Below are 24,012 nucleotides of genomic sequence, written 5' to 3'. Positions count from 1 at the left end.
CCCTACAGCCCTGACGGGCCATCGACCGGTGCTCCACGGCCGTGGGCCACGGCTACAATGGCCTCGCCGATTGTTTTTTGCTGGCCGTATTGGTTGGCCGCCACCACCGTCACACGCGCGCACGGCTCGCCATCCAGGTCGAGCAATTCCGTCACCTCCCCCCGGCACCGCATCGCATTCCCCAAATGCGTAATCCCCGCAAACCGCACCGAATACTCGCGCAACTGCGACTGCGGCACCCACTGCGTCAGCAGCCGCCCCATCCAGGCCATGCCCAGCATGCCATGCGCAAACACGTCCGGCATCCCGCAGCGGCGGGCGAAATCGATATCGATATGAATAGGATTATGGTCGCCGGACGCGCCGGCGAACAGCGCCAGCATGGTGCGGTCGACAGGCGGCAGATCCAGCGGCGGCAGCAAATCTCCTGGTTTCATGAATTCCCCCCTTCAATGCCGCACAACCAGCACCGAGCGCAGCTCGGCCACCAGTTCATTATTCTGGTTCGTCACACGCGAGCTGCGGGTCACGAATTCCAGCGCGCCGCCCTTCTTGTCATAGATCTCGCTGATGGTGGACTGCACCGTGATGCGGTCGCCCGCGCACACCGGCCTGTGGTAGCGGAAGGACTGCTCGCCGTGCAGCAGCTTCGCCAGCGGGATTTCCATCTCGCGCAGCATCCAGTCGGTCGTGCCGCTGTCCAGCTCCACCGAGAACAGGAACGTCGGCGGCGCCGGCAGGTCACGGTAGCCCGCATCGCGCGCGGCGGAAACGTCCAGGTAGACCGGGTCAGTCTCGCCGATGGTGCGCGCAAAGAATTGCAGCCGCGCGCGGTCCACCAGCATTTCGGAAGGCGGCAGATCCCGCCCCAGCCAGGCGCGGTCGATCATGCGGACACCTTCTCGTACAAGGTCACCACGCACGCCCCGCCCAGGCCCAGGTTGTGCTGCAGGGCGAGGCGCGCACCTTCGACCTGGCGCTTGTCCGCCTGCCCGCGCAGCTGCTGCACCAACTCCGTGCACTGTGCCAGCCCGGTCGCGCCCAGCGGATGGCCTTTCGACAGCAGCCCGCCCGAAGGATTCGTCACATACTTGCCTCCGTAGGTATTGTCGCCATCCTCCACGAACTTCTGCGCGCCGCCGCGCGGACACAGGCCCAGCGCCTCATAGCTGATCAGCTCATTGTGTGCGAAGCAGTCGTGCAGCTCGACCACCTGCACATCCTCGGCGCCGATGCCGGCCGCTTCATACACCTGCTGTGCCGCATCGCGCGCCATGCTGAAGCCGACCACCTCGCGCATATCGCGCGCCTCGAAGCTGACGGCGCGGTCGGTCGTCATGGATTGCGCGCGGATGCGCACCATGGCGTTCAGGCCGTGGCGGCGGGCGAAAGCCTCCGAGCAGATCACGGCGGCCGCCGCGCCGCACGTTGGGGGGCAGGCCATCAGGCGCGTCATCACGCCTTCCCACACCATGGGCGAAGCCATCACCTCCTCTTCCGTCACCTCCTTGCGGAACAGGGCGACAGGGTTATTGGCCGCATGGCGGCTGGCCTTGGCGCGGATCTTCGCGAAGGTGTTCAGCGGCGTGCCGAATTCCTCCATATGCGCCAGGCCCGCGCCGCCGAAGTAGCGCAGCGCCAGCGGGATATCGTTGCGGCCCACCAGTTCATCGGTCACGTGTTCGAAGCGGTCGAAAGGACTGGGCCGGTCGCCGAACACGGAACCCAGCGCGCCGGGACTGATCTGCTCGAAGCCCAGCGCCAGCACGCAATCGGCCGCGCCGGATTGCACCGCCTGGCGCGCCAGGTACAGCGCCGTCGAACCGGTCGAGCAGTTGTTGTTGACGTTGACGACCGGAATGCCGGTCATGCCCACTTCGTACAGGGCGCGCTGGCCGGCGGTGGAATCGCCGTACACATAGCCCACGTAAGCCTGCTGGATATCGTTGTAGCCGATGCCCGCATCGGCCAGCGCGGCCAGCACGGCTTTCGACGCCATCACGGGATAAGATTCATTGGCGCCCGGCTTCATGAACGGCACCATGCCCACACCTGCCACACATACATTGGAAGTCATCTGTCTGTCTCCTGCTGGTTGAAAGTAGCGGTGGCAATTCGCCTCACGCCCCGGCTTATAATTCCCCCATCCTATGGGCTTGCCGCCCGCCGGGCAATTGCAGCGGACATTAAAACCAATGGCAAAAGACCTCACCGATACCTTGATCGCCCCCGCCTTCGTGCGCGGCATGCTGTCCCGCATCGGCGCGCGCGGGGCGGACGTGGCAGCCTACCTGCAGCGCGTGGGCGCCGACACCGCCGTGCTGACCGATCCGGCGCATCCGGGCATCAGTTCACACCAGTATGTCGCATTGTTCTACACCCTGGCCCAGGAGCTGAAGGACGAATCGGTGGGCCTGTTCTCGCGCCCCTTCAAGCTCGGCTCCTTCGCCCTGGTGGCGCGCACCGGGATGGGCGCGCCGGATCTGGGCAGCGCCTTGCGCCGCATGTGCACGGTGCTCAACCTGTTGCAGGATGATTTGCTGTTTTCGCTGTCCGTGCAGAAGGACGAGGCGGGGATGGATGTGGCGTGGGCCGGTGCAGGCGAGGCGGCGCCGGCCTTCCTGCAGGAGACCATGGTGCGCGTGCTGTGGCGCCTGGCGGCGTGGCTGATCAACGGTCCGCTGCCGATCCGCCATTTCGATTTCATGTTTCCGGAGCCGGACTATGCACGCGACTATGCGTCCGTGTTTCCCGGCACGCGGCGCTTCCTGCAGCCCACGTCCGGCTTCTGGTTCGATGCCGAAGTGTTGCAGACGCCCGTCAGCCGCGATGCGCAAGCGCTACGTGCCTTCCTGCCGGACGCCTTCGCCCAGATCCTGCTGCCGCCGCGCGGCTTCGGCCCGGTGAGCCAGGAAGTGCGCAACTGCCTGCTGCGCCAGTATCCGGACTGGCCGGACCTGCCGGCGGTGGCGGCCAGCCTGCATGTGTCGCCCGCCACGCTGCAGCGCCAGCTGGCGCATGAGGACACCTCGCTGCAAAAACTGAAGGACGATCTGCGGCGCGGCATCGCCATCGCGCGCCTGACCACCTCGCGCATCGGCCTTACCCAGCTCGCCACGGAGCTGGGCTTCAGCGACAGCGCCACCTTCCAGCGCGCCTTCAAGAAATGGACGGGAAAGACTTGCGGCGAATACCGCGCTACTTCTTCAGCAGCAGATCGATAAGAGCTGCCGCGCTGGCGCGCAGCCGCGCCGGCTCGGAATAGACGCGTTCCATGATCACCAGGCCGCGCGTGAGCGTCACGATCAGACGCGCGCCCTCCTGCGGCGCCAGCGGCAGCTTGCCGGCCTTTTGCAGGCGTTCGGTCAGCAGGACTTCCATGCCATCCAGCAGGCCACGCAGGGCGCCCAGGATCATCTCGCCTTTCGCCGTTTCGTCGGCCGCCGTCTTGGTGGTCAGGCAGCCGCGCGTGTGGGCGCCCTCGCCAATGCTGGTCATCAGGGCGATCAGCTTTTCGAAGTAGGTTTCCAGCGCGATGCGCAAGTCCGGATGCGCGAGGGCGTCGCGGCAGGTCGCCAGGATCTGGCGGTGGTAGCGCTTGAAGGCGAGCACAAAGATCTTTTCCTTGTCGCCGTAGGCGTTGTAGAGGGAGCCGCGCAGCACGCCGGTGGCCTGGCAAGATCCTGCATGGACGTGGAGGCGTAGCCTCGCGTCCAGAACAGCTGCATTGCGGCGTCCATCACCGCTTCTTCGTTAAATTGACGTATTCCGACCATGGAGGGGATTCTAGCGCATTCTTGACAGCTCTGGCAAACTTGACTACGCTGTCAAACATGACGCACCTGTCAAACATCATTTTTCCGGGATTCCTCATGTCTTCCTCACCTTCCGTTGGCCGTTCCATCTTCGCGGCGCTGTGCGCCAGCCTGGTTGGCATCGGCCTCGCCCGATTCGCTTATACGCCGCTGATCCCGCCCCTGATCGAGGCGCACTGGTTCGCGGCCAACGACGTGCTTTACCTCGGCGCGGCCAACCTGGTCGGCTATCTCGCCGGCGCGGTCGGCGGTCGGCCCCTCGCCGCTCGCCTCAGCGCACGGCGCACTTTGCAGTGGATGATGGCGCTGGCCGCTCTGGCCTTCTTCGCCTGCGCGGTGCCGGTGTCCGTATCGTGGTTCTTCTTCTGGCGCTTCATGTCCGGCCTGGCGGGCGGAATCATCATGGTGCTGGCGGCCATCACCGTGCTGCCCCATATTCCGCTCGAAAAGCGCGGCAGGGCCAGCGGCGCGATCTTCCTCGGCCTCGGCCTCGGCATCGCCGCTTCCGGCACGCTGGTGCCCCTGCTGCTGCACATCGGCCTGTGGCAGACCTGGGCCGGCCTCGGCGCCGTCTCCGCCCTCCTCACCGCCGCCACCTGGACCGCCTGGCCCGCGCCCACCTCGCCTCCCTCTCCCGCCACGAGCCCCTCCCCTCGCCCCGCGTCCTCCGGCGCCCTCCACTCCGCGCCCGCAACCATCCCCGCCACCGCCACTGCGCCAGCCTCCCAGCCGGCCACCCAGCACGACGCGTCCCTCACTCGCGCGACCTCGCCCGCAGCGTCCGCCACCAGCGCGGCGTCGCCTGACACAGCGGCAGCCAGCCACGTGTCCGCCCACGACGCAGCGTCCCCCACTGCGGCGTTGGACGCGGGCGGCGCTGCGCGACAGGCGAGCGCGTCGCGGGCCGGCGGCAGCGACGGAGATGGCGCGGCGGACAAGTCGCGGGCTGGCAAGCCCAAAACGGCGGCCGCTCACGCGGCAGCAGATGAAGACGTAAAGAGGGCGATGACCATCCTGTACATCCAATACGCCCTGATGGCCGTAGGCCTGGTGCCGATGATGATCTTCCTAGTCGACTATGTGGCGCGCGGCCTGGGCCTGGGTGCGCAGCAGGGCGCGCTGTTCTGGATCGCTTATGGGATAGGCGCCATCGTCGGCCCGATGATGTATGGCGCGATGGGCGACCGCATCACGCCGCTCGTGACGAGCCGTATCGCCATGCTCGGACAAATCGCGGCCATCGCGGTCCTGGTCAGCACGACCAACATCCCGGCGCTGATCCTGGCCACGCTGGTGATCGGCACCTTCCCGCCGGGTATCGTGCCGATCTACCTGAGCCAGATCCAGCGCCTCCTGCCCGGCAACGCGGAAAGGCAGTCAGCCGCCTGGAGCCGCGCCACGACCATTTATGCGCTATGCCAGGCCCTGGTCGGCTACGCCTCATCCTGGCTGCTCGCGGCCAGCGGTGGACAGCATCGCCTGCTCTTCATCCTGGCCGCCGCAGGACTGGTGGTTTCGCTGGCAATCGAACTCACAGCCCGCTTGTTGACAGCGCGTAGAGCCGGCCTCACCATGGACGCAACCCGTCACTGAAAGGCCGGTCATGAAAACAATGAAGCGCCTGGCGCTACGCGCCGTCCTCGCGGCAGCCCTGCTGCCGACAATGCTGCCGCAACTGGCGCAAGCCGAGGAAGCGAAAACGAAGCAGTACCTCTACGTGCTGCGCGTCGCACCGCACCTGCAGGACGAAGCGAAATGGAGCGATGCCGATAAAGCCGCCACGGGCCGCCACTTCAAGCGCCTGCAGGACGACCTGGCGAAAGGCCGCATCATCCTGGCCGGCAGAACGTCCGAACCGCTGGACAAGACCTTCGGCCTGGTCGTCTTTGAAGCGCCGGACGACGCGGCAGCAAAAGCGTATATGGATGCCGACCCCGCGGTGCAGGCCGGTGTGATGACGGCCACCCTGCATCCCTATGCGGTGGCCCTGATGCGGAAGTGAATGGTCAGCTGCGCGCCAGCAGCGAGCGATACAGCGCCGCGTAATCCTCGGCCATCTTCTCGGCCGTGAACAGCGACCAATAACGCTGCTCCGCGCGGCGACCCATGTCGGCCGCCAGCTGCGGGTTTTCCCACAGCGTGCGCATCGCCTCGTCGAAGGCCGACACGTCGCTCGGTGGCACAACAAGGCCGGTATCCTGGTCAATATTGATGTAGGTCGTGCCGGTGCCGATCTCGCTGGAGATCATCGGCTTGCCATACATCGCACCTTCCAGCAGCGAAATGCCGAAAGCTTCGGAACGCAGGTGCGAGGGGAATGCCATCGCATAGCACAGCTTCAGCAGCGCGACCTTGTCTTCTTCCTCCACGGCGCCGGCGAAGATCACCTTGTCGCCAAGTTTGAGGCGCGCCGCATGCTGCTTCAGCTCCTGCTCGATCGGACCAGCGCCGACGATCACCACCGGATAGCCGTTGCGCGCCATAGCTTCCAGCAGGATGTGCAGACCCTTGTAGTAGCGCAGCACGCCCACGAACAGGAAGAAGCGCTCGCCGCAGCGGGCGCGCCACTTCTCCAGCACTTCGGCACGCGGCTCGGGATAAGTCGACTTGTCCAGGCCGAATGGAATGGTGGTCACCTTGCCCTCGTAGCGCTTCAGCACTTGTGAGGACGCCAGGTAATTCGGAGACGTCGCGACGATCGAGTCCACGTCCTTCAGGAAGCTGCGCTTCAGGGGTGTGTACACGCGCAGCAGCGTTTTCTGGCGCACGATGTCCGAATGATAGGTCACCACGCTGGGCTTCTTCACGCGCGCCATGAAGTGCGCCAAATCCATGAAGGGCCAGGGGAAGTGATAGTGGATCACATCCGCCTGCTCGGCCAGGTGCGCCAGCTTGCGGATCGACGCCACGGACACGGCATTGGAAGCGATCTCGAAATCCAGGCGCACGCGGTGCACCGAATGGCCCTCGATCTCCATCAGTTCCGGCCCGCCGTTGCGGGTCAGCGTCAGCACCTCATTGCGCACGCCGAGGCGGCCGGTGCCAACGCACATCTGGCGGATCACCTGTTCGATGCCGCCCCAGGAATCGGGATAGTAAGTCTTGTAGAAATGCAGTACGCGCATGTTACTCGTTTGCCGTGAACGGCAATTACGCCTCGTACATCCAGCGCAGGGTTTGCTCCAGCGGTACCGGTTCGATGGCGCCGACCACGGAGGCCAGGCGGCGGTTGTCGCCGGTGAGCCGCGCCACTTCATTGGCGCGCACGAAGGCCGGATTGACGTGGACATTGATCTTGTAGCCCGCGATTTCTTCCATCATGGCGATCGCCTCGCCCAGCGAGTAAGCCTTGCCGGCGCTGATGTTGAACACCTGGCCGGCCGGCTTCGCGGCCAGCAGGGCGCGATAGCTGGCGGCGACCACGCGCACGTCCGAGAAATCGCGCCATACGTGCAGGTTGCCCAGTTCAATGTCCGCTGCCTTGCGGCGGAAGTGGGACACGATCTTCGGCAGCAGGAAATTCTCCGCCTGGCCCACGCCCGTGTAATTGAAGGGACGCACCATGATGATGGGCAGCTGCTCCATCCACAGGCGGGCCATATGCTCCATCGCCAGCTTGCTGACGGCGTAATCGTTGGCCGGTGCGGCCGGCACATCTTCGTGGATCACTTCCACGCTGTTGTTGCCGTAGATATTGGCGCTGGACGCCAGCAGCACGGCCGAAGGCTTTTTCGGCGACGAGGCCAGCGCCTCCAGCAGGTTGCGCGTGCCCAGCACATTGACGCGGTAGATCTGCTCCACGTCCGAATGGGCGACGAAGGCGATGGCCGCCAGGTGCACGACAACGTCCGGCTGCAGTTCGTGCACGGCGGCGGCAACGGCCGCGCGGTCGGTCAGGTCCAGCGCCACCATGTCGCCGTTATGGCCATGCCCCGGCACCGCAGTGCCGATCACCTGGTAGCCGGCGGCGCGCAGTTCGGCCGCCACATAATGGCCGGTGAAGCCCGCCAGGCCGGTGACGAGGGCGCGCTTGCCCTCGCCTTCGCGCCCCGGGGACAGCAGCTGCAGGCGGCGCGTCATCTTAGAAGGAGAAGCCGGCTTTGTTGCGGCGCAGGTCTGCTTCGACCATCATCTGGCACAGCTCTTCCAGCGAGGTCTTCGCTTCCCAGCCCAGTTCCTTGCGGGCCTTGGCCGGATCGCCGATCAGCAGGTCCACTTCGGCCGGACGGTAGAACTTCGGCGATACGCGCACCAGCACCTTGCCCGTCTGCGAATCATGGCCGGTTTCATTCTCGCCCTCGCCCTGCCATTCGATCGCGATGTCCACGGCCTTGAACGCCATGGTCACGAAATCGCGCACGGTCTCGGTGCGGTTGGTCGCCAGCACATAGGTATCCGGATGGTCGGCCTGCAGGATGCGCCACATGCCTTCCACGTATTCCTTGGCGAAGCCCCAGTCCCGCTTCGCATCCATATTCCCCAGCTCCAGCACTTCCAGCTTGCCCAGCTTGATCTTGGCGACGGAGTCGGTGATCTTGCGGGTCACGAACTCGCGGCCGCGCAGCGGGGATTCATGGTTGAACAGGATGCCGGAGCAGGCGAAGATGCCGTAGGACTCGCGGTAGTTCACCGTCATCCAGTGCGCGTACAGCTTGGCCACGCCGTAGGGGCTGCGCGGATAGAAAGGCGTGTCTTCCTTTTGCGGCACGGCCTGCACCTTGCCGAACATTTCGGAGGTGGACGCCTGATAGAACTTGATCTTCGGATTGACGATGCGGATCGCTTCCAGCAGGTGCACCGCGCCCACGCCGGTGATTTCGGCCGTGGTCACAGGCTGTGCGAACGAAACGCCGACGAAGCTTTGGGCCGCCAGGTTGTAGATCTCATCGAAATTGCCATCCTGGATGATGCGGATGGTCACACCCAGGTCCGTCAGGTCGTACTCGACCAGGTTCAGGTTGGGGTGGTTCTGGACGCCCAGTTCTTCGATGCGCCAGAAATTGACGGAGCTGGAACGGCGGTAAGTGCCCGTGACGTGGTAGCCCTTTTCCAGCAGCAGTTGCGCCAGATAGGCGCCATCCTGGCCGGTAATGCCCGTGATCAGGGCGCGCTTGCTCTTGCTCATGTGCGGTTCCAACTGCGAATGTTATCGAACCCGTAATTGTAACAGAGCCCGTCCCGGCGGCCGGACGGGCTTACAACATGTTACAGCGATGCAATTAAGGGACGTAGCCGTAGCCGCGCGCCATGGCGGCGGCGGCGATCGGAATGAAGGCGAACACGTGGATTTCAGCCATCAGGCGGCGCCGCACAGCCTTGATCTCCACCTCTTCCGGCGCGAAGCCGGGATCGGCGCGCAAGGCCTTCTGCCAGCGCAGGAAGCGCAGCGTGGGTTTGATGGACAGCAGGCCCACCACCGCGAACAGGGCGAGCTTGGTCCAGAACACGTGGTTGTGGAAGTAGTACTCATGCCCCTTGGCGCCGAAATAGACGCGCAGGAAGCCGATCACCAGCAGGCCTATTGCGAGCAGCCCGTAGGCTGCATCGTAACGGGCTGCCAGCCGCACGGCCGAAGGCTGCATGCCGGGTCGGACCAGAACCAGTTCGGCGGTGATGGCCGCCGCAATCCCGAAGGCTAACAGGTGGTGGACGATGGCAAGCAGCAGATCGGTCATGCGTTCTCTTTTTTGACGGCGTTGGCGACGGCGTCAACCACGCACAGCGCTGTCATGTTGACGATACGGCGCACCGTGGCGGACGGGGTCAGGATGTGCACCGGCGCATCGCAGCCCAGCAGGATCGGGCCGATGGTGATGCCGTTGCCGGCCGAGCTCTTGACCAGGTTGTACGCGATGTTGGCGGCGTCGATATTCGGCATCACCAGCAGGTTCGCGTCGCGCTCCAGGTAGGAATTCGGCATGATCTTTTTGCGCAGCTTGGAATCCAGCGCCGTATCGCCGTGCATTTCGCCGTCCACTTCCAGGTCCGGCGCGCGTTCGCGCACCAGCTGCAGCGTGGCGCGCATCTTCTGCGCCGACTCGGTGTTGGCCGAACCGAAGTTGGAGTGCGACAGCAGGGCCGCACGCGGCTCCAGGCCGAGGCGCTTCATCTCTTCCGCTGCCATGATGGTGATGGCAGCCAGCTCGTTGGCGGTCGGGTTCTCGTTGACGTGGGTGTCCACCATCGCCAGCTGGCGTTCCGGCAGCACCAGGATGTTCATCGCCGCGTACACGCAGGCGCCCGGACGGCGGCCCAGTACCTGGTCGATGTAGTGCAGGTGCAGCTGGGTGGTGCCGAAGGTGCCGCAGATCATGCCGTCCGCATCGCCCTTCTTGATCATCATGGCGCCGATCAGCGAGTGGCGGCGGCGCATTTCCAGCTTGGCCCATTCCTGGGTCACGCCCTTGCGCGAAGTCAGTTCGTAGTAGGCAGTCCAGTAGTCGCGATAGCGCTCATCGTAGTCCGGGTTGATGACGGCGTAGTCGATGCCGGGCTTCAGGCGCAGGCCGAACTTCTGGATGCGCGCTTCCAGCACGGCCGGACGGCCCACCAGGATAGGACGCGCCAGCTTTTTCGTCCACCACCACCTGCACGGCGCGCAGCACGCGCTCTTCTTCGCCTTCCCCATACACGATGCGCTTCAGTTCCGAAGCGGCCTTCTTCGCCACCGAGAACAGCGGCTTCATGAACGTGCCGGAACGGTAGACGAACTGCTGCAGGCTGTCCGCATAGGCTTCCAGGTCTTCGATCGGGCGCGATGCCACGCCGGAGTCGAAGGCCGCCTTCGCCACGGCCGGCGCGATCTTGATCAGCAGGCGCGGGTCGAAAGGCATCGGGATCAGGTATTCCGGGCCGAAGGCCAGGTTGGCGATGCCGTAGGTGCTGGCCACGATGTCCGACTGCTCGGCGTGGGCCAGTTCGGCGATCGCGTGCACCACGGCGATTTCCATTTCGCGCGTGATGGTCGTTGCGCCGCAGTCGAGCGCGCCGCGGAAGATGTAAGGGAAGCACAGCACGTTGTTGACCTGGTTCGGGTAGTCCGAACGGCCGGTGCAGATGATGGCGTCGCCGCGCACGGCTTTCACGTCTTCCGGCAGGATTTCCGGCGTCGGGTTGGCCAGCGCCAGGATCAGCGGATTTGGCGCCATCTGCTTGACCATTTCCTGCTTCAGCACACCGCCGGCGGAGAGGCCGAGGAAGATGTCCGCGCCTTCGACCACTTCAGCCAGGGTACGGGCGCTGGTTTCGCGCGCGAAGCGTTCCTTGTCCGGGTCCATCAGCTCGGTGCGGCCCTTGTAGACCACGCCGGCCAGGTCGGTCACGGTGATGTTCTCGATCGGGAAGCCAAGGTCCACGATCAGGTCCAGGCAGGCCAGCGCTGCGGCGCCCGCGCCGGAAACCACCAGCTTGCAGTTCTTGATGTCCTTCTTGACGATCTTCACGCCGTTCAGGATGGCCGCGCCAACGATGATGGCGGTGCCGTGCTGGTCGTCGTGGAAGACCGGGATCTTCATCTTTTCGCGCAGCTGGCGCTCGATGTAGAAGCACTCCGGCGCCTTGATGTCTTCCAGGTTCACGCCGCCGAAGGTCGGTTCCAGCGCGGCGATGATGTCCACCAGCTTGTCCGGGTCCTGCTCATTGATTTCGATGTCGAACACGTCGATGCCGGCGAACTTCTTGAACAGCACGCCCTTGCCTTCCATGACGGGCTTCGATGCCAGCGCGCCGATATTGCCCAGGCCCAGAACGGCCGTGCCATTCGAGATCACGGCGACCAGGTTGCCGCGGGCAGTGTATTTGTAGGAATTGGCGGGATCGGCGACGATTTCTTCGCAGGGTGCTGCTACGCCGGGAGAGTAAGCCAGTGCGAGGTCGCGCTGGTTGGAGAGTTGCTTGGTGGGGGTAACGCTGATTTTGCCGGGTTTGGGACACTCGTGATATTCAAGTGCGGCTGCGCGAAGTTGCTGTCGAAGTTCTTCTTTTTTATCAGATGCCGAGTCCATGCTGTACTGCCCCCCTATGTGTACTTTCTGAAAATTCCTTGATTCTAACAGACGCTTGTACGGCCAAACCTAGGTATTTTCCCGAATTACTGCTAAAAAATTATATTCATGCCAACAATACGTAGGGCGGATCATTGATCCGCCGCTGCCTCCCGGCCCGCGGCCAATCCCAGCGCCCGCTGCGCAAAACTCTCCGCCACCCACTCTATAAACACGCGTAAGCGCCTGCTCATATGCCGGCTTGACGGATAAACCACATGGAACTCCATCGGCGCCGGCTGCCACTCCCGCAAGACCGGCACCAGTTCGCCGCGCGCAATGGCCGGCGCTGCGGCAAAGGCGAAGGTCTGGAACACACCCAGTCCCGTCAGCCCCGCCACCAGGTGCGCATTGCTCTCGTTGACGCCAACCGCACCGGGCGCCTTGATCTCGATCTTTTCGCCGGCGCGCTCGAAGCGCATGGGCGCCACGCGGCTATTGGTCGCCGACCGGTAGTGAACCAGCTTGTGGGCGCCACCTTCCAGCTCGCGCGGGTGGGCGGGCACGCCGTGCACGTCCAGGTAGGCCGGCGTGGCGCAGGTCACCCAGGCGGCGCTGGCGATGCGGCGCCCCACCATCGTGGAGTCGTTCAGCGTACCGCCGCGGATCACGCAGTCCACGTTATCGCCGACCAGGTCCACATTGCGGTCGCTCACGCCGAAGTCGATGCGGATGTCGGGATATTGCACCAGAAATTCGGGCAGCGCCGGCAGAAGCAGCATGGTTGCGGACAGGCCGCCGCAATCGACGCGCAAGTGTCCGCGCGGCTTGCCTTGGGCGACGCTGAAACCGGAATCGATGTCTTCCAGCTCCTTCAGCAAAGGGCCGGTCTGCTCGTAGTACTGGGCGCCGTCCGGCGTGACGGTCACGCGGCGCGTGGTGCGCTGCAGGAGCTTCACGCCGAGATGCGTCTCCAGCGATTGCACCAGCTTGGTCAGCGTGGCGTTCGGCATATTCATTGAATCGGCGGCCTTGGTGAAGGTGCCCGCTTCCACCACGCGCGCAAAGGCGCGGATCGCCAGCAGCTGGTCCATGATTATTCATCCACAGGAATAAAGTTCTTCATTTATACCACTTTATCGAATAATCTGACGCGCCTAAAGTGAGCACATCGCAAATCACTTTTTAGGAGCAGCACCATGAAACTCAAAGGCAAAATCGCGCTGATCACCGGCGGCACCACGGGCATCGGCCTGGCATCGGCAAAGGAATTCGCAGCGGAAGGCGCCACCGTCTTCATCACGGGCCGCCGCCAGGCGGAACTCGATGCGGCAGTCGACGCCATCGGCGCGGCGGCGCACGGCATCCAGGGCGACGTGTCGAAACTGGAAGACCTGGACCGCATCTTCGCCGAGATCAAGGACAAGGCCGGCCACCTGGACGTCGTCTTTGCCAACGCCGGCGGCGGCGACATGATGCCGCTGGAAGCCATCACCGAGGAGCACTTCGACCGCATCTTCGACGTCAACGTGAAGGGCGCCGTGTTCACCGTGCAGAAATCGCTGCCGCTGCTGAAGGATGGCGGGTCGATCCTGCTGACGGCGTCCACAGTCTCGATCAAGGGCACGCCGAACTTCAGCGTGTATAGCGCCAGCAAGGCCGCCGTGCGCAACTTCGCGCGCAGCTGGCTGCTGGACCTGGCGCCGCGCAAGATCCGCGTGAACGCCATCAGCCCCGGCCCGATCCACACGCCGGGCCTGACCGGACTGGCGCCGGAAGGACAGGAAGAAGGCTTGCTCGGCTACCTCACTACGCTGGTGCCGAGCGGCCGCCTGGGCCAGCCGTCTGAGGTGGGCAAGGCAGCCGTCTTCCTCGCTTCCGAGGACGCCAGCTTCGTCAACGGCATCGAGCTGTTTGTCGACGGCGGACAGGCACAGATCTGATGCGGCGTGGCCACGCCATGCCGGCCGGGCGGGTGTGGCCATTGAATATTTAACTACCTTGGAGAAACATTAATTTCTGCAATTAAATAGCTGTTTCCCGGGGCTTCATAGTGCGATGGTGACTTGCGGCACGAAATCCTAAAATCTTGTTGCGCAAATTCGAAAAAAATTGGAATAATTGCAGCTAGCAAGTTTACATTTGGCATTTCGCCTCCTAGACTGTTTAGTGAAGGCACCTTTACGGAAGGAAAAACCATGCGCTCAGCACTCTGGCACTCCTGGTCCCGTATGTCCGGCGTCCTGTTTCCTGTGACCGCCGCGGCTTTGTTCTTCACTCCTCAGGATTCAAGCTGGGTGGTCACGCTTGCCACCGCAGCGCTCGCATCCGGCGGAACCTGGATCTATTTGCGTGACAAACACTGATTCAGGGGCGTCCCGCTACAATGGCGGGATGCTCTCTGAATTCGACCTGATCAAACAATATTTCGTTCGCCCCGCCACCGGCAAGGCCACGCTAGGCATCGGCGACGACTGCGCCCTGCTCACCCCGTCGCCGGGGATGCAGACGGCGATTTCTTCCGACATGCTGGTCGAGGGCCGGCATTTCTTCGCAGGCGAGGACCCGCGCCGCCTGGGGCACAAGAGCCTCGCCGTCAATCTCTCCGATCTTGCTGCCATGGGCGCGCGGCCTGTGGCTTTCACTTTGGCCTTGGCGCTGCCGGCTGCCGATCGTGAGTGGCTGTCTTCGTTTTCCGCCGGACTGTTTGCGCTGGCCGATGCGCATGGGTGCGAGCTGATTGGCGGGGATACGACCAAGGGGCCCTTAAACGTTTGCATCACCGTGTTCGGCGAAGTGCCGCCGGGGCGGGCGTTGCGGCGCGACGCGGCGCAGGTGGGCGATGATGTGTGGGTGTCCGGCACGGTGGGCGATGCGCGGCTTGCGCTGGCTTGCTGTCTCGGCCAGCTCTCCCTTTCGGCGGACGAGCTGTCCGCCGCTGCGTCTCGCTTGCATACGCCAACGCCGCGCGTGGACCTTGGTCTTGCCTTGCAAGGCATCGCGCATGCGGCTATCGACATTTCCGATGGCCTGGCCGGCGATCTTGGCCATATCCTTGAACGTTCCCGCGTTGGCGCCACGCTGAATGTGGATGCGCTGCCTGCCGGACCGGTGCTCGCGACCCGCGACGCCGCCCTGCGCCGCGCTTTCAGCGCTGCCGGCGGCGACGACTATGAACTCTGCTTCACCGCCCCCGCCTCCGCTCGCGACGCCATCCTCGCCGCCGGCGCCTCCGTTGGCGTGGCCGTCACCCGCGCCGGCGTGATCGAAGCCGCGCCCGGGCTGCGCTTCACCGACTCCGGCGGCGCCCCTCTCAACCTCCACCTCTCCGGCTTCGACCACTTTTCGGCGGATCAATGATCCGCCCTACACGCCCGGGCAGCACAAATGCACTCCACAGCAGCGTAGGGCGGATCATTGATCCGCCGTGCATGCCGGCCCGCGACTACGGCTGCGGCCCGCGGCGGCGGCATCACGTCGCGGACATGACCGTATTGTCCTCGCCCGGATCCCCCGCGCGGCGCCCGCTGCCGTGCATAAGCCAGTAATGGTGGAAAGCGAGGCGGATATTGTCGCGCAACTGCGTATCATCCCACGGCTTGGTATAGAACCGATAAATCGCCCCGCGGTTGATCGAATCGAGCACCGCCTCCAGCCCCGTATACCCGGACAGGATGATGCGTATCGTATCCGGATACATCTCCTTCACCTTCGCCAGAAACTCGGTGCCGCTCAGGATCGGCATGCGCTGGTCGCACACAATCACCTGCACAGGATACAAGGCCAGCAACTCAAACCCTTCGGTCGGCGACACCGCCGTCAATATCCGGTACCCATCGCGCCGGAACAGCCGGTGCAGCGATGACAGCACATTGACATCGTCGTCCACCAGCAGCAGGGTTTGCGGCGGCTCGGCCGCCTGGTTCGGGTCCGGCGGCAGGCCCTTGCCCGCCTCCACCAGCTGCCCCATCTCCAGCGCCGGCAAGGGACGGCTGAAGTAATACCCCTGGATCTCGTCGCAGCGGTTGCGCCGCAGGTACTCCAGCTGCGGACGCGACTCCACGCCCTCGGCAATCACGCGCAGCTTCAGCGAGTGTGCCATGCTGATGATGGCCAGCGCGATAGCCGCATCGTTCGGATTGGTCGTGATATCGCGCACGAAAGCGATATCGATTTTCAGCTTGTCGATCGGGAAGCGCTGCAGATAGGCCAGCGAAGAATAGCCGGTGCCGAAATCGTCGATCGCAACCTTGATGCCCAGTTCCTTCAAGGCGCCCAGCACCTGTATGGTGCGCTCGGCGTTGGACATCAAGGCCGTCTCCGTCAGCTCCAGCTCCAGCAACTCCGGCGGCACCTTGTGGCGTTCGAGCGACTGCTTCACTTCCGTCTCCAGGTCGCCCTCGACAAACTGCCGGCTCGACACGTTCACCGCCACATGCACCTGCCCCACCGGCGACCGCATCCAGGAAGCGATCTGACGGCAAGCCGTCTCGATGATCCAGGTCCCGACGCGCACGATCAACCCCGTATCCTCCAGCACGGAAACAAACTCCGCCGGATACACCAGCCCATAACCCGGACGGTTCCAGCGCAGCAGCGCCTCCGCCCCGCTCACGCGCCCCGAGTGCAGGTTCACCTTCGGCTGGAAATACAGCTCCAGCTCATTGAGTTCCAGCGCACGGCGCAAGGCCATCTCCAGATCGAGCCGCGCCAGCACCTGCACATTCATGCCCGCCGTGAAGAAGCGGTAGCCGTCGCGCCCCGCCTCCTTGGCGCGCTCCATCGCCGTATTCGCATACTTGACCAGCGTTTCGGGATCGCTGGCATCGTCCGGATACATGGCAATGCCGATGGACGCGGTCAGCGTGGCCTGATGCCCATCGAGGTCGAATGGCGCGCGCAAGGCTTCGCGCACCTCGTTCGCCACCAGCACCGCATCCTGCTGGTCGCGCGTCATGGTCAGGATCAGCGCGAACTCGTCGCCGCCGAGGCGTCCCACGGTATCGCGAATGCGCACGCACTGCACCAGGCGGTTCGAGAAATCGCGCAGCAGCTGGTCGCCCATGGCCGCGCCGACGGAATCGTTGATGTTGCGGAAGCGGTCCAGGCCGATGAACAGCACCACAATGCGCCACTCCTTGTCCTGCGCCAGTTCGATCGATTCGCCCAGCGTCTGGAAGAACAGCGTGCGGTTGGGCAGGCCGGTCAGGCTGTCGTAATGCGCCATATGGCGCAGACGTTCCTCAGCCAGGCGGCGCTCGCTGATATCGCGCGCCACGCAGATCAGGGTGCGGTGCGCAGACTCGCCTTCATTCTGCTGCTGCCAGTAAGCCTCCACCGGCACCGTGGCGTGGTCCGCGCGGGTGAGTTCCGTCTCCAGCAGCTCCGGCGCGCGGGATGGACTGGCCGCGGCCGCATGCGCCGATTCCGCCCACTGCTGCAGCTCCTCGCGCGTGCCCAGTCCCAGGCGCGACGGCTCGATTTCCAGCAGCTGCTCGCGCTTGTAGCCCAGCATGCGGCAGGCGCCGTCGTTGATATCGACCAGCTGCATGCTGTCCGAATCGATCAGGAAGATCGCATCGGCCGTGGCGTCCATCGCGCTGCGGAAGCGCTGCAGGTCGGCCGTGCGCTCACGCACCGTCTGCTCCAGCAGCGCGTTGTAGTCGCGCGCCTGCCGGTGCAGCAGGCGCACTTCCAGCAGGTTGCGGATGCGCGTCAGCACTTCGACCGGATCGAAAGGCTTGCTGACGAAATCGCGCGCGCCCGTTTCCAGCGCGGACAGCTTCTTGTCCGGCTCCGCAGTCACCACCAGCACCGGCAGGTAGCCGTCCGGCTCCAGCGGCTTCAGTGCATCCATCACATCGAAGCCGTTCATGCCGGGCATGTGCAGGTCGAGGATGATGATGTCGTAGCGATGCTGGTCGTGCCAGGGCGCGACCACGCGCGGATCGGTGGTCGAACTGACGCGCGAATAGCCCGTCGATTGCAGCAGGTATTCCAGCAGCTGCACATTGACCGGCTGATCGTCCACGATCAGGATATTGGCATTCAGGATATCGGCTCGCGTGATCACGTGGGCGTGCTCCTTTCCTTCTCGTCGCGGCGCGCAAGGAAGGCCATCGTGCTGTTGATGGCTTCCGTGAATTCATCGATGTTGATCGGCTTGATCAGATAGCGGAAGAAGCCGGCGGCCAGGCCTTTCTCCACATCGCGCGGCATGGCGTTGGCCGTCAGCGCGATCACGGGAATGTCCGCCGTGCGCGGATCATTGCGCAGCAGCTTCAGGGCATCGATGCCGTTCACGCCGGGCAGGTTGATGTCCATCAGGATGATGTCGGGGTGGTGCGCCCGCGCCAGTTCGATGCCGAGATGGCCATCGGGCGCGGACAGCAGCCGCAAGTCGGGGCGGAAGCTGATGATTTCTTCCACCAGTTTCAGGTTGGCCGGATTGTCTTCCACGTACAGGATCAAGGCCGGCTCCTCCTCGGCATGGCCGGCCGTTGCCGGCGCCACGCGGTCGGCCGCACCCTCAACGCGCGACGGTACCGGCTCCGTTGCTTTAAGCTCGATCCAGAACATGCTGCCCACGCCAAGGCTGCTGGTCACGCCGATGATGCCGCCCATCAGTTCAACCAGGCGCTTGGTCACGACCAGGCCGATGCCTGTGCCCTCTTCCGCGCCGCTCTCCTGACCCAGGCGGTTGAAGGGCTGGAACAGCGAGCGCACCTGCTCCGGCTGCAGGCCCATGCCGGTGTCCTGCACCGAGATGCGCAACAGTCCCGGCCCGCTCGGGCTGCAATCGGCCACCACGGCGCCGCCCTGCCGGTTGTACTTGATGGCGTTGGACAGGAGATTGAGCAGGATCTGCTTGAGGCGCGTGCGGTCTGCCGTGACGTGTGTCTTGCACTCTTCCGGGAACAGCAGGCGGATGCCGCGCTGGCCCGCCAGCGGCGCCACCATGCTTTCGCACTCGGCCAGGATTTCCTGCAGCGCCACCGGCTCCATCGACAGCGCCACGGCGCCCGATTCGATCTTGGCCAGGTCCAGGATCTCGTTGATCAGTGTAAGCAGGTGGCGGCCGGATTTCAGGATATGGTTGGCGAATTCCTTCTTCTGCAGCAGCGTGGAGGGCAGCTTGTCCGACGTGAGGATCTGGGCGAAGCCGAGGATGGCGTTGAGCGGCGTGCGCAGCTCGTGGCTCATCGAGGACAGGAAGGCGGACTTGGCCTGGTTGGCGCTCTTCGCCTCTTCCATCGCCATCGCCAGCTCGCCGTTGGCCTGTTCCAGCTGCATGGTGCGCTCGTGCACACGCTGCTCCAGCTCCTCGTTCAGGCGCATGATTTCCTTCTGCGCCTGGCTGCGCTGCTCGGCCTCGCGTGCGATTTCGCGGTTGGAGTTTTCCAGCTCGCGCGTGCGCGTTTCGATCTCGCTCAGCATCCGGTTAAAGGTATCCGCCAGTTCGGCCACTTCGTCGTCGGACAGGCGCTCGGCTCGCCGCGAGTAGTCGCCCGTGGCCACCACTTCGCGCGCCACGTCCGCAATCGCCAGCACGGGCTGGGTGACGACGCGGTTCAGGCGCCGCATCAGCAGGTAGGAAATGCCCATGGCCAGCAGGCTGGCGATGATGGCGATCAGCAGGTAGTCGCCGAAGCGGCTGAGAAGTTCGTAATCGGTGCGCAGGTAGACAGTGCCCAGCACTTCGCCGTTGTCGCGTATCGTGCGGAACATGCTCATTTTGCCGTTCGCGAACTGCACGCCTTCGGCGCCGGCCGTGCGCGGCACCGCCACATCCTTGGTGGGCGCCACATAGGTGGCAAACAGCTGGCCGCGCGCGTTGTAGATGGCGCCCGCATCCACCTTGGGCCGCAAGCGCAGCAGGGACAGGTTTTCCTTCGCCAGCCGCTGGTCGTCGAAAGCCAGCGCGGGCGAACTCGATATGCCCGAGCAGCTCGGCCTGGGTGCTCATGTCGCCAATGACGGACTGGTGATAGGCACGCAAATCATAGGCGATGATGGTGCCGACGGACACCAGCAGCGCCACCAGCGTGACCAGCATGACCACGCCCAGCAGCTTGCGCCGCAGCGATCCGCGCGCGCTCATGACGCCACCTGCTGGACGCGCAGCGCCGCCTGCAGCATGCGCGCGCTGATGCGCAGATGGGCCGCCAGCGCATGCTTGAGCGCGACCTCGAAGCGCAGGCGCTCCTCCGCCATCACGAAGCTGATCATGGCGGCCAGGCCGGCGCCTTCCTCGGCATCGGTGACAGTCAGCACCGGCTGGCCGCGCACGGCCGCCATCCATTCCTGGGCGGGTGCCTTGTCCAGCCCAGCGCTGACGAACAGGATATGCAGGCCGCTGACCGCATCGCCCTTGCGCAGCCGGCGCACCTGGAGGGGCCGGCCGTTGGCGTTGCGGCCGGCAACCGCGATTTCGAGCTGCTCGGCCAGCAGATCGGCGCCGGCCACGCCGATGATGACGGGGCTGTCCGGCCGCGTGAACACGCCGTCCGGCCATTCGACGAAACCGGCGAACTTGTATAGATAAGCGGCCTTGACCTGGCGTTCGAGCAGGCTGGAGGACTGGGCGGCGGCCAGCAACGGAAAGATGGCGATGGCGAGCATGAGCAGCCAGCCACCTGGAAGCCTCTTCCTGTCTTTTTTTTGCAGAGGAGCCACCATGCCTCACGCGCCGGGGGAGATCCCCTTATTCTATCGTTGAGCTAAAGAAGGCAGCACACTATATGAAAACCGCGCCGTATCAGCCTCGCCCGGCTAGCAAAAGGCATGTGAATCGGAAGGGGACAACACTTTTTGCGCTGCAGCGTGGTCAAGCGCAGCAGTGGCGAGCTAGAATGAAGCCATCGGAATTCGAAGCCAAAAGGAGCCCAAAGTGAGTGTCGATATTAACGAACTGGCCGCCCAGGTGGGACAGGCCCTGCAGGACAAAGGCTTGCTGTTGGCGACCGCCGAATCGTGCACCGGTGGCGGCATTTCCCAGGCCATCACCGAAATTGCCGGCTCCACCGGCTGGTTCGATTGCGGCTTTGTCTGCTATTCGAATGCCTCCAAGACCGAAATGCTGGACGTGCCGGCCGCGCTGATTGCGCAGTTCGGCTCCGTCAGCGAAGAAGTGGCCGCCTCGATGGCCCAATGCGCGCTGGCGTCCAGCAATGCGCACGTGGCCGTGTCCACGACAGGCATCGCCGGCCCGACCGGCGCCGTGCCGGGCAAGCCGGTCGGCACCGTCTGTTTTGGCTGGGCCAACGGCGACGCCGTGCACACCGAGCGCCTGGTCTTCACCGGCGACCGTCATTCCGTGCGCGAACAGACCGTGGTCCACGCCCTTCAGGGCCTGCTAAGGTTTATCAACTGAGCTCATCAACTGAGAAGTGAACTACGGCGGGCGGCGTTCTGCTCGTCCGGTTCGAAAAGTGTGAGGCCGGCGATGGCCCGGCTGGCCGCCACGTAGAAGTAGCGCCGTTCTTCGGCAATATCCCCGCCACGCGGGAACTGGCCCTGTTCCAGGCAGGGCAGCAGCACCTGGGACCATTCTCTTCCCTTCGCAGCCTGCACGGTGGTCAGCACCAGCTGCCTGCGCTCGCGCAGGTAATTCACTTCGGCGCGCGTGCGGTCCTGGCGCGTCTTCAGCTCCTGCAGGAAGTCGGCGGCGGACGGCTTGCCCCGTCGCTCGGCAAATTCGATGAAGGCGCGGATGGTGCGCAGGGCCGAATCGGCGCGGCTGCGGCTGACGAAGGCCGTGCGCGTCGCGGCGGGCAGGTCCAGCGCCTGGCTGGCCAGCGCCAGCAGCTCGGGCGCGCTCATCTCCGCCGCGCGTTCCTTCAGCAGCTGCACCACCTGGCGGAAGCGCTGCTTCCAGCGCGCAGTGGTCGGGCTGTCGCCTTCCTTGTCGGCGCACAGCACGCCGCTGAAAAGATTGTCTAGCGCCGAAGGTTCGGCCACCACATCGTGGCGCGCCAGTTCCAGCCAGTTGCCGCTGCCATAGATTTCGTGGCCCGTTTCCCAGTCCGTGCCCACGGCCGACACGGAAAGATAGACCAGCAGGCTGTCCACCATGCGCTCGCAGCTTTCCTTGTCGCCCTTCAGAGTGGCGTAGTCGCCGCTGGCGATATGCAGCAGCGCGCGCAGCATCAGGATTTCGGGACGCAGCAGATAGGACTCCACGCCGTCGCACACATAGGGCACGGCGCGGTCCAGCAGCAGGTTTTCAATGTCCACCGTCTGGTCGGCCTCGCGCAGCACCACGGCCACGTCGGACAATTTCGCGCCATCGGCGGCCAGGGCGGCAGCACGGTCGGCCACCGCCGCCGCGCATTCGCCCGGCGCATATCTGCACACGGCGCAGTTCGGAGTATGTTTCGCTGTGCGATTCGAAGCGGCAGGCCGGCAGCACCTGGCGCAGCAGCTTGGCGATCGACACGCCGCAGCGGCGCGACTGGCTCAACGGCAGGCGCACCACGCCCGGCCATGCCCGGTCGAAGGCTTCGGCCGAGAATTGCGGGTCGGCGCCGCGCGCGGCGTTGATGACCTGGTGGCGGTCGCCCACCACGGCCAGGCGCGCGTCGCGGCGGAACAGGCGCAGCAGCTCGAATTCGGCGGCGTTCACGTCATGCCATTCGTCGACCAGGCACACGTCCGCCTGCGGCAGCGCCTCCAGCGTGTGCGGCTCGCGGCGCAGGACGGCCACCAGGTCGGTGACCAGGTCCGCCGGGCTTTGCCACACGATGTAACCCTGCTGCGGCTGGCGGCGGCGCTCGATCTCGCGGCAGATCTCGATCGCTTCGCGGTCCACATTGAAGCGCTCGGCCAGTTCATCGACGGCGTAATCGTCGAAGTCTTCGTCATCGAAGTCCAGCGAGGCCAACGTCGCCTTCAGCGTGGACAGCAATTCCAGCATCTGCTCGATGCGCGGCGTGCGGTATTCGAAGTCGAAATCGAATTCGCTGCCGCCGCGCTGCTCATACTTCTGCCAGACGGCGTTGGCGGCGTCCACCACGTGCGGCGCAGCTGCTCGGCACTGGCCAGGCGGGACGGCTTGTCGAAGAAACTGCCCTGGATCAGGCGGTTCAGCAGCGAACGCGCCAGGCCCTCCACGGTCAGCACCGTCACCTTGCGGCCAGGCGCTTCGTCGCGCAGCTTGTCCTCGAAGCGGATGCGGGCGCCGTCGGAGAAGCACAGGCCCAGCACAACGCCGTGCTCCCGTGCCGCCAGCATGGCCAACGTGGTAGTCTTGCCAGTCCCGGCGCGCGCCTCGATCATCAGCGTGGGCGCGCGCGATTGCAGAATGGCTTCCTGTTCTTGAGAAGGTATGACTTGCATGACCCGTATTCTAACCGCGCTGGCGCTGGCAGTTGCGGCAGGCGCCGTACAGGCCTCGGAACCGGCCCCCGTCGCCGGGCGCCTGACCGTCTACGCGGCCGGCGACATCGCCGACTGCCGCTACGCCCGTCCCCAGTTTGCCGGCGCGTCGCAGACGGCCGCCATCATCGAGGCCGGCGATCCGCATGCCCTGGTGCTCACGCTGGGCGACCACACTTACCCGAACGGCACGGCGGCCGAATTCCGCGACTGCTATGCGCCGACCTGGGGCAGGTTCAAGTCGCGCACCCGTCCCGCGATCGGCAACCACGAGTACTACAGCGGCACCACCAGCGGCTACTATGAGTATTTCGGCAACACCGCCGGCCAGCGCGGGCGCGGCTATTACAGTTTCGACATCAACGGCTGGCACTTCATCGCCCTCAACAGTGAAATGAAGGGCGCCGCACACCAGCGCCAGCTGCTGTGGCTAAAAGACGACCTGGCACGCCATCCTGCACGCTGCACCCTCGCCTACTGGCACTCGCCGCTGTATAGTTCTGGCGGGCATCCCGAGACCGACCATATGCGCGAGGCCTGGCGCCTGTTGTACGAGGCAGGCGTGGAGCTGGTGCTGTCCGGCCACGATCACGACTATGAGCGCTTTGCGCCGATGGATGCCGATCGCAAGCTCGATGCGGCGCGCGGCGTGCGCCAGTTCGTTGTCGGCACGGGCGGGAGCTTTCCTGACGCCGTTTCGCTGGATCGTCGACAACAGCGAGGCGCGCCATAACTGGCGACTGGGCGTGCTGAAGCTGGTATTGAAGGAAAATGGCTATGAATGGGAATTCCTGGCGGCCGATGGCGTGCGGCCGGAATCCCACGAGCGGGAGGCAGGC

The 24,012-nt window shown here is 64.7% G+C and carries 23 protein-coding genes and 2 pseudogenes; 9 read left to right on the top strand and 16 right to left on the bottom strand.

Going from position 1 to position 24,012, the window contains the following annotated elements; genetic code table 11:
• Positions 1-2 precede the first annotated feature (2 nt).
• From ACHMW6_RS02300 to ACHMW6_RS02290, 3 genes are read right to left on the bottom strand one after another with little or no spacing between them, the layout of a single operon-like run.
• Positions 3-437 carry a MaoC/PaaZ C-terminal domain-containing protein gene (locus ACHMW6_RS02300; protein ID WP_395405202.1) on the bottom strand — a complete coding sequence of 145 codons (435 nt, stop codon included), beginning with the start codon at positions 435-437 and terminating at the stop codon, positions 3-5.
• A 12-nt stretch (positions 438-449) separates the two neighbouring features.
• Positions 450-890 (bottom strand): MaoC family dehydratase N-terminal domain-containing protein, encoded by a 441-nt coding sequence (locus ACHMW6_RS02295; protein WP_395405200.1) that lies wholly within the window; start codon positions 888-890, stop codon positions 450-452.
• Positions 887-2,077 carry a lipid-transfer protein gene (locus ACHMW6_RS02290; RefSeq protein WP_395405198.1) on the bottom strand — a complete coding sequence of 397 codons (1,191 nt, stop codon included), beginning with the start codon at positions 2,075-2,077 and terminating at the stop codon, positions 887-889. The genes ACHMW6_RS02295 and ACHMW6_RS02290 overlap by 4 nt, the downstream gene beginning before the upstream one ends.
• Positions 2,078-2,195: 118 nt before the next feature.
• Here ACHMW6_RS02290 and ACHMW6_RS02285 point away from each other — a divergent pair, with 118 nt between their 5' ends.
• Positions 2,196-3,224 (top strand): AraC family transcriptional regulator, encoded by a 1,029-nt coding sequence (locus ACHMW6_RS02285; RefSeq protein ID WP_395405196.1) that lies wholly within the window; start codon positions 2,196-2,198, stop codon positions 3,222-3,224.
• Here ACHMW6_RS02285 and ACHMW6_RS02280 read toward each other — a convergent pair.
• The gene (locus tag ACHMW6_RS02280) at positions 3,199-3,663 is read right to left on the bottom strand and encodes a TetR/AcrR family transcriptional regulator (protein ID WP_395408808.1); all 465 of its coding nucleotides are present in this window, start codon (positions 3,661-3,663) and stop codon (positions 3,199-3,201) included. The two genes, ACHMW6_RS02285 and ACHMW6_RS02280, sit on opposite strands and share 26 nt — an antisense overlap.
• A 209-nt stretch (positions 3,664-3,872) precedes the next feature.
• Between ACHMW6_RS02280 and ACHMW6_RS02275 the strand changes: the two are divergent.
• From ACHMW6_RS02275 to ACHMW6_RS02265, 3 genes and pseudogenes are all read left to right on the top strand, one after another.
• Positions 3,873-4,469, top strand: a pseudogene (locus ACHMW6_RS02275) (YbfB/YjiJ family MFS transporter); the annotation flags it as partial.
• Between the two features lie 171 nt (positions 4,470-4,640).
• Complete coding sequence (locus tag ACHMW6_RS02270) at positions 4,641-5,408, top strand: YbfB/YjiJ family MFS transporter (protein ID WP_395408513.1); 768 nt, start codon at positions 4,641-4,643, stop codon at positions 5,406-5,408.
• Positions 5,409-5,418: 10 nt separating this feature from the next.
• Positions 5,419-5,817, top strand: coding sequence for a YciI family protein (locus ACHMW6_RS02265; protein ID WP_395405194.1), 399 nt, complete (start codon positions 5,419-5,421; stop codon positions 5,815-5,817).
• Between the two features lie 4 nt (positions 5,818-5,821).
• On the opposite strand, the gene ACHMW6_RS02260 is transcribed toward ACHMW6_RS02265, so the two are convergent.
• The 6 genes and pseudogenes from ACHMW6_RS02260 to ACHMW6_RS02235 all read right to left on the bottom strand — a co-directional run bounded on the left by ACHMW6_RS02260 (position 5,822) and on the right by ACHMW6_RS02235 (position 12,891).
• Positions 5,822-6,940, bottom strand: a complete 1,119-nt coding sequence (locus ACHMW6_RS02260; protein WP_395405192.1) for a glycosyltransferase family 4 protein — start codon at positions 6,938-6,940, stop codon at positions 5,822-5,824.
• Positions 6,941-6,965: 25 nt separating this feature from the next.
• On the bottom strand, positions 6,966-7,895 hold the full coding sequence (locus tag ACHMW6_RS02255) for an NAD-dependent epimerase/dehydratase family protein (protein WP_395405190.1): 930 nt from the start codon (positions 7,893-7,895) through the stop codon (positions 6,966-6,968).
• 1 nt (position 7,896) lies between these two features.
• Positions 7,897-8,940 carry a GDP-mannose 4,6-dehydratase gene (gene gmd / locus ACHMW6_RS02250; protein WP_395405188.1) on the bottom strand — a complete coding sequence of 348 codons (1,044 nt, stop codon included), beginning with the start codon at positions 8,938-8,940 and terminating at the stop codon, positions 7,897-7,899.
• A 94-nt stretch (positions 8,941-9,034) separates the two neighbouring features.
• The gene (locus ACHMW6_RS02245) at positions 9,035-9,490 is read right to left on the bottom strand and encodes a DUF2214 family protein (protein ID WP_395405186.1); all 456 of its coding nucleotides are present in this window, start codon (positions 9,488-9,490) and stop codon (positions 9,035-9,037) included.
• Positions 9,487-11,818 (bottom strand): annotated as a pseudogene (locus ACHMW6_RS02240) (NADP-dependent malic enzyme). The gene ACHMW6_RS02245 and the pseudogene ACHMW6_RS02240 overlap by 4 nt, the downstream one beginning before the upstream one ends.
• A gap of 131 nt (positions 11,819-11,949) precedes the next feature.
• Positions 11,950-12,891 (bottom strand): LysR substrate-binding domain-containing protein, encoded by a 942-nt coding sequence (locus tag ACHMW6_RS02235; protein WP_395405184.1) that lies wholly within the window; start codon positions 12,889-12,891, stop codon positions 11,950-11,952.
• 105 nt (positions 12,892-12,996) lie between these two features.
• On the opposite strand from ACHMW6_RS02235, the gene ACHMW6_RS02230 reads away from it, so the two are divergent.
• From ACHMW6_RS02230 to thiL, 3 genes are all read left to right on the top strand, one after another.
• Positions 12,997-13,740 carry an SDR family NAD(P)-dependent oxidoreductase gene (locus ACHMW6_RS02230; RefSeq protein ID WP_395405182.1) on the top strand — a complete coding sequence of 248 codons (744 nt, stop codon included), beginning with the start codon at positions 12,997-12,999 and terminating at the stop codon, positions 13,738-13,740.
• Between the two features lie 255 nt (positions 13,741-13,995).
• Positions 13,996-14,163 carry a hypothetical protein gene (locus tag ACHMW6_RS02225; RefSeq protein WP_395405180.1) on the top strand — a complete coding sequence of 56 codons (168 nt, stop codon included), beginning with the start codon at positions 13,996-13,998 and terminating at the stop codon, positions 14,161-14,163.
• A 28-nt stretch (positions 14,164-14,191) separates the two neighbouring features.
• Complete coding sequence (gene thiL / locus ACHMW6_RS02220; RefSeq protein ID WP_395408512.1) at positions 14,192-15,157, top strand: thiamine-phosphate kinase; 966 nt, start codon at positions 14,192-14,194, stop codon at positions 15,155-15,157.
• Between the two features lie 112 nt (positions 15,158-15,269).
• Here the strand turns inward: thiL and ACHMW6_RS02215 are convergent, their stop codons facing one another.
• From ACHMW6_RS02215 to ACHMW6_RS02205, 3 genes are all read right to left on the bottom strand, one after another.
• Entirely contained in the window at positions 15,270-17,870 is a 2,601-nt protein-coding gene (locus tag ACHMW6_RS02215) for an EAL domain-containing protein (protein ID WP_395405178.1), read from the bottom strand.
• Complete coding sequence (locus tag ACHMW6_RS02210) at positions 17,867-19,672, bottom strand: response regulator (protein ID WP_395408511.1); 1,806 nt, start codon at positions 19,670-19,672, stop codon at positions 17,867-17,869. The genes ACHMW6_RS02215 and ACHMW6_RS02210 overlap by 4 nt, the downstream gene beginning before the upstream one ends.
• Positions 19,673-19,894: 222 nt before the next feature.
• Positions 19,895-20,419 (bottom strand): YfiR family protein, encoded by a 525-nt coding sequence (locus ACHMW6_RS02205; protein ID WP_395405176.1) that lies wholly within the window; start codon positions 20,417-20,419, stop codon positions 19,895-19,897.
• Positions 20,420-20,687: 268 nt separating this feature from the next.
• Between ACHMW6_RS02205 and ACHMW6_RS02200 the strand changes: the two genes are divergently transcribed.
• Entirely contained in the window at positions 20,688-21,170 is a 483-nt protein-coding gene (locus tag ACHMW6_RS02200; RefSeq protein ID WP_395405174.1) for a CinA family protein, read from the top strand.
• A 5-nt stretch (positions 21,171-21,175) separates the two neighbouring features.
• On the opposite strand, the gene ACHMW6_RS02195 is transcribed toward ACHMW6_RS02200, so the two are convergent.
• The 3 genes from ACHMW6_RS02195 to ACHMW6_RS02185 are packed head-to-tail and all read right to left on the bottom strand — an operon-like array spanning position 21,176 to position 23,134.
• Positions 21,176-22,117, bottom strand: a complete 942-nt coding sequence (locus tag ACHMW6_RS02195; RefSeq protein ID WP_395405172.1) for a 3'-5' exonuclease — start codon at positions 22,115-22,117, stop codon at positions 21,176-21,178.
• Entirely contained in the window at positions 22,023-22,712 is a 690-nt protein-coding gene (locus ACHMW6_RS02190; protein ID WP_395408510.1) for a UvrD-helicase domain-containing protein, read from the bottom strand. The genes ACHMW6_RS02195 and ACHMW6_RS02190 overlap by 95 nt, the downstream gene beginning before the upstream one ends.
• Entirely contained in the window at positions 22,688-23,134 is a 447-nt protein-coding gene (locus ACHMW6_RS02185) for a hypothetical protein (protein ID WP_395405170.1), read from the bottom strand. Before ACHMW6_RS02185 ends, ACHMW6_RS02190 begins: the two co-directional genes overlap by 25 nt.
• Here ACHMW6_RS02185 and ACHMW6_RS02180 point away from each other — a divergent pair.
• On the top strand, positions 23,133-23,906 hold the full coding sequence (locus ACHMW6_RS02180; RefSeq protein WP_395405168.1) for a metallophosphoesterase family protein: 774 nt from the start codon (positions 23,133-23,135) through the stop codon (positions 23,904-23,906). The two genes, ACHMW6_RS02185 and ACHMW6_RS02180, sit on opposite strands and share 2 nt — an antisense overlap.
• Positions 23,907-24,012 lie beyond the last annotated feature (106 nt).

Origin of the sequence: Pseudoduganella sp. UC29_106, assembly GCF_044055365.1 — a bacterium.
Lineage (GTDB): Bacteria > Pseudomonadota > Gammaproteobacteria > Burkholderiales > Burkholderiaceae_D > Rugamonas.
Note: the sequence above shows the minus strand (reverse complement) of the source record. Positions and strands in the feature narration are given on the sequence as shown.